This is a genomic window from Streptomyces sp. MUSC 14, assembly GCF_001866675.1.
Lineage (GTDB): Bacteria > Actinomycetota > Actinomycetes > Streptomycetales > Streptomycetaceae > Streptomyces.
On sequence record NZ_MLYN01000114.1, the window covers coordinates 24,142 to 31,313 of the forward strand.

The following is a 7,172-nucleotide window of genomic DNA, read 5'->3' on the forward strand; positions in this document are numbered from 1 at the left end:
TCTGCCGCCTGTATGTGGGCGGCCGCCAAAGATTCCCCACGTACGGCCAGTTGGAATGTGACTCTCGGTGATCGTAGCGGAGACTCGGCGAATCTGCGGGAGTGCGTACGTGCGTGCGCTCAGAAGACGTGGTGGGAGTCCGTTTCCGGGAATCCGGAAACGGCCTTGCGTCGTGGAGCGTCGCGGTCAGGCGCCTTGCGGGTGGAGGTCGAGTGCGATGTACGGGGCGAGTGCATGCAGGAAGTCCGGTGCGTCGAAGATCTCGCCGGCGGAGGCGACGCCGACAGTCTTGGTACGGCCGGTCAGGACGCGTTCGAGGGCCTCGGCGACGAGAGGCGCGGTGACGGCGTAGATGTCCTGGCCGCTGGCAGTGGCCCGGCGTTCGACTCCGCCGGAGCGTACGACGGCGTCGACGAGGAAGGTCTGGTCCGAGCGCCCTCTCCGGTCGGCGGCGGTCGGGGTCGGTGTGTGGGGGGCGGCGACATCACGGACTGCCTCAACGGTCATGTAGGTGGTCACGTCGGGGATGGACAGGTGCTGGGGAACGGTGACGACATCCGCCATCGTGAACTCGCCGATCACCTCCCGGACTCCCATCGGTTCCGGGAAGGTCCACTGAAGGGCGGGCGCGGCGTCGGTGCGGCGCTCCCACTGGCCGCCGCTGTAGCGCAGGCGGACGTCGCCGCGGCGCTCGCGGGAGACGGCACCGGACAGGCGGGTGCCGGCGGTGGGGTGCCAGCTGCTGAGCGCGTAGGCGATGTGGGCCTCGTCGGCTGCGGTCCAGTCGCCCATCGCCGCGGTGGCCAGCAGGTCGCCGAGGCCGCCGAAGAAGGCCATGGCCGGGACGATCACCGCTCCCGCTTCCCGGGCCCGCTCCTGGTAGTGGGCGAAGGTGTCGAGGTTGGTCTCAAGCTCGGCGGCCACGTCCAGGTACGGGATCTTCACACGGAGCGCGGCCTCGATCACGGGACCGGTGGTCGTCGCGAAGGGGCCCGCGCAGTTGATGACCGCCACCGTGCCCGCCAGGGCCCGGTCCAGCGACGCCGCGTCCTCAGCCGACACCACCCGGGCCTCCAGCCCGTGCTCGTCGGCCAGCTCCCGCAGCGCCTGGGCGTTGCGCCCGGAAGGCACCGGGACGTATCCGCGCGCGGCCAGCTCCGCGACCACGAACCGCCCGGTGTGACCGTACGCGCCGAACACCGCCACCTGCTGACCTGACCCCATGAGACTGCTCCCGTGCACTGGAACACCCGCCGCGATGTCGATCCGCCGCGGCCTGACACCCACATCCTGTCCTCGCGGCATCACCCCGCACGAGCGTCGGAAACGACATGACGCGTACAGTTTCGGACATGCCCACCGTCGCGCTGGCCGTCACCGACGGCATGCTCCACTACGAACTGTCCGTGGCCATCGAGATCTTCGGCGCTGATCTGACCCACATCGTGGACCCCTGGTACGACTTCTCCGTCTGCGGAAGCGGTCCCGTACACGTCGACCGATTCCTCCTGGCGCCCGACCACGGACTCGACCATCTCGCGCACGCCGACACGGTGATCGTCCCCGGCTGGGCCGACACCGACCGTGAACCGCCCGGCGACCTGGTCCAGGCGGTGCGCACCGCCCACGAGGCCGGCGCCCGCGTGGCCTCGCTGTGCACGGGCGCCTTCGTCCTGGGCGCGGCCGGACTGCTCGACGGCAGGCGCGCCACCACCCACTGGGCCCACACCCGGGAACTGGCCCGGCGCCACCCGGCGGCCACCGTGGATCCGGACGTCCTCTACGTCGACAACGGCGACGTCCTCACCTCTGCGGGCAAGGCTGCCGCCATGGACCTGTGCCTGCACCTGGTCCGCCGAGACCACGGCTCGGCCAACGCCAACAAGATCGCCCGCCGTCTGGTCATCCCGCCCCACCGCGACGGCGGCCAGGCCCAGTTCATCTCCACACCCCTGCCAGAGCCCGGCAACCACCCCCTGGGCGGACTCTTCCCCTGGGCGCTGGAACGACTGGACCAACCGCTCACCGTGGAGGACCTGGCCCGCCAGGCCCGCATGAGCTCACGCCACCTCGCCCGCCACTTCAAACACCTCACTGGCACCACACCACTGCAGTGGCTCCACACCCAGCGCATCCGCCACGCCCAGGAACTCCTGGAAACCACCAACGCCACCGTCGACACCATCGCCACGGCCACCGGCATGGGCACCGCCACCACCCTGCGCCGTCACTTCCACCGCAGCGTCGGCGTCCCGCCCGACACCTACCGCCGCACCTTCCGCCCCCGAGAACCAGTCCCAAGCCCGCATCACGGAAGCTGACACTTCACGACCACCCGGAATGCTGTCCAGGCTGAGGGGTGGTCCGGTCTTTGCGTGTGGTCGGCGTTCGCCGTGAGCGGCGTCGGCGGGCTCAGCTCAGGGCTTTACCGACCTCGTAGATCGTTGGCCTGTCTTCGGGGGCATGGCTGAGCATGGCCTCGATCAGCTCACCCAGTTCTCCTTGCACCTTCACCGGCCGCCGCCTGCCGTTTGTCACGGCTTGTCGTTGCACGGGGCGCGGTGCGTCGTCCGGGTACTCGACCGCCCGCCAGCCCGTGGCGGAGATGAGCAGTGATGCGCCGAGTGCGTAGATGTCGGCTTCGGGTGTGGCCTGCGCTTCTCCGGTCGCGAGTACGCTGCGCGCGATCTCCGGCGCCTCGTAGTGGACGAGACAGCCGCGGAACGGGAAGTCGTACCCCTCGGGCACGTGCCCACCGCGCGCCAAGGCCAGGTCGATGAGGTGGGTCCGTTCCGGCCCGATGATGAAGTGCGCGGGCTGCACGTCGCCGTGGGCCCAGCCCTTGCCGTGCAGTTCTGCGAGCGCCTCCACGCAGCCCAGGGCGACGCTGGTGTGCGGTTCGATCCGGGAGTCCCGCGCGCGGCAGGGCTCCCACAGCTGGTAGAGATCCGGTCCTTCGCGCCACGGCTGGAAGTTCCAGGTACCGCCGTCCCATTCGCCGTACGCGAAGTCAGGGAACCCGAGGCGGTGCAGCACGGCACCTTCACGCGCGGGGGCGAGCGCCGTCCAGGGCTGGGCGGACCAGTCCGCCGTTGCCTCGATCGGGTAGCCGACCTTCACGGCGTAGTGGCCCCTGTGGCTTTCCACCTCCCAGACCGTGGAGCCCCGGCGATTGAGGACCAGGCGCTGAGCCGTGGGCATGAGTGCGTCGAGCACGACGATCGGCAGTTCAGGGGGTGTCCCGGACAACGTCTGTTCTCCTTCCGGGCGAGGCGGCCGACCCAGAGTCGAGGCCGGCCGAGTCGCTGATGTCGTGTTGCTATGCCTGGCCGTACGGTCGACCGTAGTCCGAGTCGCACTGCGCGAGGTTCGTGCCGTCCACGGTCCACAGGTCGTCGAAGACCATGAACCCGGCCGACTTCATCGCATGCGCGGAGGCGGAAACCTTCTCCGGGTCACGGGGTCTGCATCCCGGCGTCGGGTTGTGGTGGAGGAAGCGGCCCGCGTTCTGCTCGCAGAGCGCGGCGTACTCCTTCGTGTGCAGGATGAGCGCGTGCAGGCCGAGGTCCACGTCGTCCGACGGCACCATGGGAACGGTGGCGGTTGCCGCAGTGACCAGGAAGGCCACCGCCTGGTCCGCGATCCGTGCCGCCCGCTCGGGTGGCTGCCCGTTGTGGACGACCACGAAGTGGGTGAGGCTGTCGAACAGCTCCTCACCAGCCACCGCGCGCCCGGTCCTCTGGTCGTTGGCCGTTGCCGTCATGCGAATACTCCTTGAGTGTCGCTGTGCTCTGGCACTTACGCCCGTATCGGTCACCGAGGCATGGCCCAGGACAACCGAGTGGGATGGAAGGCCGGCCCCGAACGGGGAAGGGGGAGCCAAGGAAGGTGGCACCCCGTCCGGGGCCAGCCGGTCTACCGGCGGATACCGAGGGCCATGCCGATCACCAGGCCACACGAGCTGCTGATCATGATGATGAACAGAGGTTCCGCATATCGGCCGATGGCGCGCATCACAGCCTGCCCCGGCGGTTGCCGTCCTTGATGGCAAGGCGGGCGCTCAGTTCCTCCCGCGCTGTCGGCGCCACCACGTTGTCCGGCCGGGCGTCCCACTCGACGCCGCCACCGATGGGCCGTATCTGCACCCGGGCGCCGATCTCACCCATGACGACGCCGATTCGCCCGCTGGCAGTGTCCTTCGCCAGTTCACCGATGCCTGGTCTGGTCTGCTGGTTGCTCGCCATGTGCACGAGCATCCTGGCGCCCGTGAGGACGTCGGAACCTCCGACAAACACCACTTCAGGACGTCCCGCGTCGGATAGAACGTCCCTAGTGCCGTCCCCGAGTGTTGGGAGAGATTGGGATGCCGAACGAGAGGCTACGTGCTGCCATGGCGGCCGGCGGCTGGACGTACACCGCCCTTGCGGACCGGGTCGAAGTCGATCCCAAGTCCGTCGAACGATGGGTCAATTTGGGGCGTACGCCGCGCCGAGCCACGGCCATGTTGGCAGCGGAAACGCTAGGAGAAGACGTGCACGCTCTATGGCCAGCGCTCCGGCAGGCACGCCCTGCCCGCGCCGTCAGTCCGGAACTTGTGGCTCTCTACGACCAGCGGGCGGACATCCCCGTGTCCACCTTCGTGGACATGCTGTCCCAGGCCCGCGAGCACATCGACGTGTTGGTCTATGCGGCCGTCTTCCTGCACGAGGCGTACCCGCGGCTCAACGACCTGTTGCGAGAGCGAGCTGCTGACGGATGTGCTGTCCGTATCGCGATCGGCGACCCGGACAGCACGAACGTCCAACAGCGCGGTAGCGAAGAGAGGTTCGGCCATGGGATCGAGTCCCGCTGCCGACTCGCCCTCATGCACTATCGCCCCCTGGCCGAGGTACCCGGCATCGAGGTGCGGACCCATGCCACCACGCTCTACAACTCGATTTATCGTGCGGATGACCAGGCGCTGGTCAATGCCCATGTCTGGGGCGTGAACGCCTACGGTGCACCCGTGTGGCATCTTCGACGCAACGGAGAGGGCGGCATGTTCGACACCTACGCCAGCAGCTTCGACGCTGTGTGGGAGACCGCGACGCCGGTACGAGAAGGGTGACCATGGCACGGACCGAGTACTACGACGACGCAGCAGCACCTGAGCCGAACAGCTTGGTGGTCGCCGCGTCCGCCGTGGTTGCCGACGACGAAGGGCGCATCCTCCTCCAGCGCCGCCGGGACAACGACCTTTGGGCGCTCCCTGGCGGCGGCATGGAGATGACCGACTCACTCCCGGGAACGGCCGTCCGCGAGGTGAAGGAGGAAACAGGTCTGGACGTAGAGATCACCGGGCTCGTGGGCACGTACACCGACCCTCGCCACATCATCGTCTACACGGACGGTGAGGTACGCAGACAGTTCAACGTCTGCTTCACCGCCCGCGTGGTCGGCGGCCGACTCGCGATCTCGGACGAGTCCACGGAATTGCGGTTCGTCCAGCCGGAAGAGATCGATCAACTGCCGATGCACCACACGCAGCTACTCCGGATCCGCCACTTTCTGGAGCACCGTGAGCGGCCTTATCTCGGCTGATCGAACCTGCGACACCCGCTTCAGGAGTTCGATCTACGCCCGCCCCTGGCGCCGCCGTCAGCTGATCCGGCGGTCGCCCAGGGGCGCCGCTGTGTGCTGCCGTCCGGCCTCGTTGATGTCAGCCGTGGATGTCAGAAGTCGGCCGGTGAACGTCGGTTGGAGTCGTTAGGCGTTGGCGCCTTCCAGCAGCCCTCTCAACGTGGCCAGGTCCTTGACGTTGGCCCGCCGCACGGCTGCAGCCATCATCGGAGCGCTCACTTTCGCAAGGCCGGATGGCTCGCCGCGGTTGCGCAGCGTCATCCGGGTATGGTCAGCGTCCACCGGCTGCCAGGTGTAGGTCGTCTCCATGGGAAACGGCCCCTGCGCGGTGCGCATCACGAGTCGTTCGGAGGAGTACTCGACGACCTCGTACGTGTAGGTCAGGGTGCGCCCCAGAAAGCGGGCGACGAAGTCGAGCTTCGAGCCCACGGCGAGCGGCGGCGAGGTCTGCCAACGAACCGAGACGATGTTGGCGTACCAGCGCGGCGCGTTGGTCGGATTCCCGGCGTAGGCGGCGACCTCCGCACAGGGGCGGGCGATCACGGTCTCGGTGAGGACATCGACGGCCATAACCTCAACGCTATCCCCGCCGCTCATGCTCGGGAGTTCGACACACGCGCTGCCCGTGACTGCCCTACGCGTCTAGCGGTTGATCGGGATCTCGTACACGATCTCGCAGTGCGCTGCGGGCACGACGATGTCCGCCGTCTCCACGGGCCGCCCCTGGTCGCCGTAGTACGTCCGCCGGATATACGTGACGAGCGCGGCCTTCCGGATGCCGAGTATCGACGCCTCCTCGGCTGGCGGCCGGGGTGTGCTGTGCTAACGATGAGCGAACCACGCTGCGACTCCGCTGCCCGTGGTCGTTGCGAGGGCTGCCACCAGCCAGGCAGGGACGCGCTGAACGGTCAAGTGCAGTCAGCCGCAGCGAAGTTCGAACTGTGGGCGCTGCCTTGTGGCACTCGTTTTCGGAGTCATAGCCAACAGTGAAGCATTCACTCGGAGGGCACTGGGGGGAGCCCTATGTGTACAAAATGCAGGGTCAAACTTTGACGTTCTGGCTAGTCACTTGCCAGGCGCTAGACAAGGCGGCAGCTGACCAGAGGGTCTGCGCTGCGTTGGGAATCTTGAATGGAGAGTGGACCGTGACAAGCCGCTGTGCGTGACCGAGTCCACCAGGAATGGCATGTCGACCGTGACCACCTGCCAGGTTCCCGCCGAACCGCTCCAGTCTCAGGCGATGTGTATGTCTTGCTGCACCCCCACTGCCCTCAACCACGGTGCATTGCCGTCGCCGGGAGCAAGTCGCGCCGGCCGGGCCGTGGGGACGGACCGACTGATGGCCTGGCGAAGCTCTCAGCTTGGGAAGCTAGGGGTTTCTGGCGGCAGTTGTTGCGCTGACCTGCGGCGGGGTGGTGCTGCGGCCATGGCTGTACAGGTGGCCAGTCCCCGTTGTTCCCCGCAGGATCTGGCACGTGAATGGCACGATGGCCTCGTGGTTCGCCGGTGTTGTCACGCATTTAGACGCCATCTCATTTGGCCTGTTGGATAGT

The 7,172-nt window shown here is 67.7% G+C and carries 9 protein-coding genes and 1 pseudogene; 3 read left to right on the plus strand and 7 right to left on the minus strand.

What is annotated here, in order from left to right; translation table 11 throughout:
* Positions 1-186: 186 nt before the first annotated feature.
* Positions 187-1,224, minus strand: a complete 1,038-nt coding sequence (locus BIV25_RS45465) for a trans-acting enoyl reductase family protein (protein WP_177235662.1) — start codon at positions 1,222-1,224, stop codon at positions 187-189.
* A 128-nt stretch (positions 1,225-1,352) separates the two neighbouring features.
* Here BIV25_RS45465 and BIV25_RS45470 point away from each other — a divergent pair, with 128 nt between their 5' ends.
* Entirely contained in the window at positions 1,353-2,321 is a 969-nt protein-coding gene (locus tag BIV25_RS45470; protein ID WP_071378481.1) for a helix-turn-helix domain-containing protein, read from the plus strand.
* Positions 2,322-2,412: 91 nt separating this feature from the next.
* Here BIV25_RS45470 and BIV25_RS45475 read toward each other — a convergent pair whose 3' ends face one another.
* The 3 genes from BIV25_RS45475 to BIV25_RS45485 all read right to left on the minus strand — a co-directional run bounded on the left by BIV25_RS45475 (position 2,413) and on the right by BIV25_RS45485 (position 4,256).
* Entirely contained in the window at positions 2,413-3,249 is an 837-nt protein-coding gene (locus BIV25_RS45475; protein WP_071378482.1) for a protein kinase, read from the minus strand.
* Between the two features lie 70 nt (positions 3,250-3,319).
* Positions 3,320-3,763, minus strand: coding sequence for a hypothetical protein (locus tag BIV25_RS45480; RefSeq protein WP_071378483.1), 444 nt, complete (start codon positions 3,761-3,763; stop codon positions 3,320-3,322).
* A 250-nt stretch (positions 3,764-4,013) separates the two neighbouring features.
* On the minus strand, positions 4,014-4,256 hold the full coding sequence (locus BIV25_RS45485; RefSeq protein WP_071378489.1) for a hypothetical protein: 243 nt from the start codon (positions 4,254-4,256) through the stop codon (positions 4,014-4,016).
* 107 nt (positions 4,257-4,363) lie between these two features.
* Between BIV25_RS45485 and BIV25_RS45490 the strand changes: the two genes are divergently transcribed.
* Both BIV25_RS45490 and BIV25_RS45495 read left to right on the plus strand, forming a co-directional pair.
* Positions 4,364-5,107: a helix-turn-helix domain-containing protein gene (locus tag BIV25_RS45490; RefSeq protein WP_071378484.1), complete on the plus strand. Its 744-nt coding sequence runs from the start codon at positions 4,364-4,366 to the stop codon at positions 5,105-5,107.
* 2 nt (positions 5,108-5,109) lie between these two features.
* A complete protein-coding gene (locus tag BIV25_RS45495) occupies positions 5,110-5,580 on the plus strand; it encodes an NUDIX domain-containing protein (protein ID WP_071378485.1) in 471 nt (156 codons plus the stop codon).
* Positions 5,581-5,745: 165 nt separating this feature from the next.
* On the opposite strand, the gene BIV25_RS45500 is transcribed toward BIV25_RS45495, so the two are convergent.
* The 3 genes and pseudogenes from BIV25_RS45500 to BIV25_RS54895 form a co-directional block, all read right to left on the minus strand.
* Positions 5,746-6,189, minus strand: a complete 444-nt coding sequence (locus tag BIV25_RS45500) for an SRPBCC family protein (protein ID WP_071378486.1) — start codon at positions 6,187-6,189, stop codon at positions 5,746-5,748.
* A 72-nt stretch (positions 6,190-6,261) separates the two neighbouring features.
* Positions 6,262-6,420, minus strand: a pseudogene (locus tag BIV25_RS48940) (GntR family transcriptional regulator); the annotation flags it as partial.
* 264 nt (positions 6,421-6,684) lie between these two features.
* Entirely contained in the window at positions 6,685-6,822 is a 138-nt protein-coding gene (locus BIV25_RS54895; protein ID WP_371273155.1) for a hypothetical protein, read from the minus strand.
* Between the last annotated feature and the right edge of the window lie 350 nt (positions 6,823-7,172).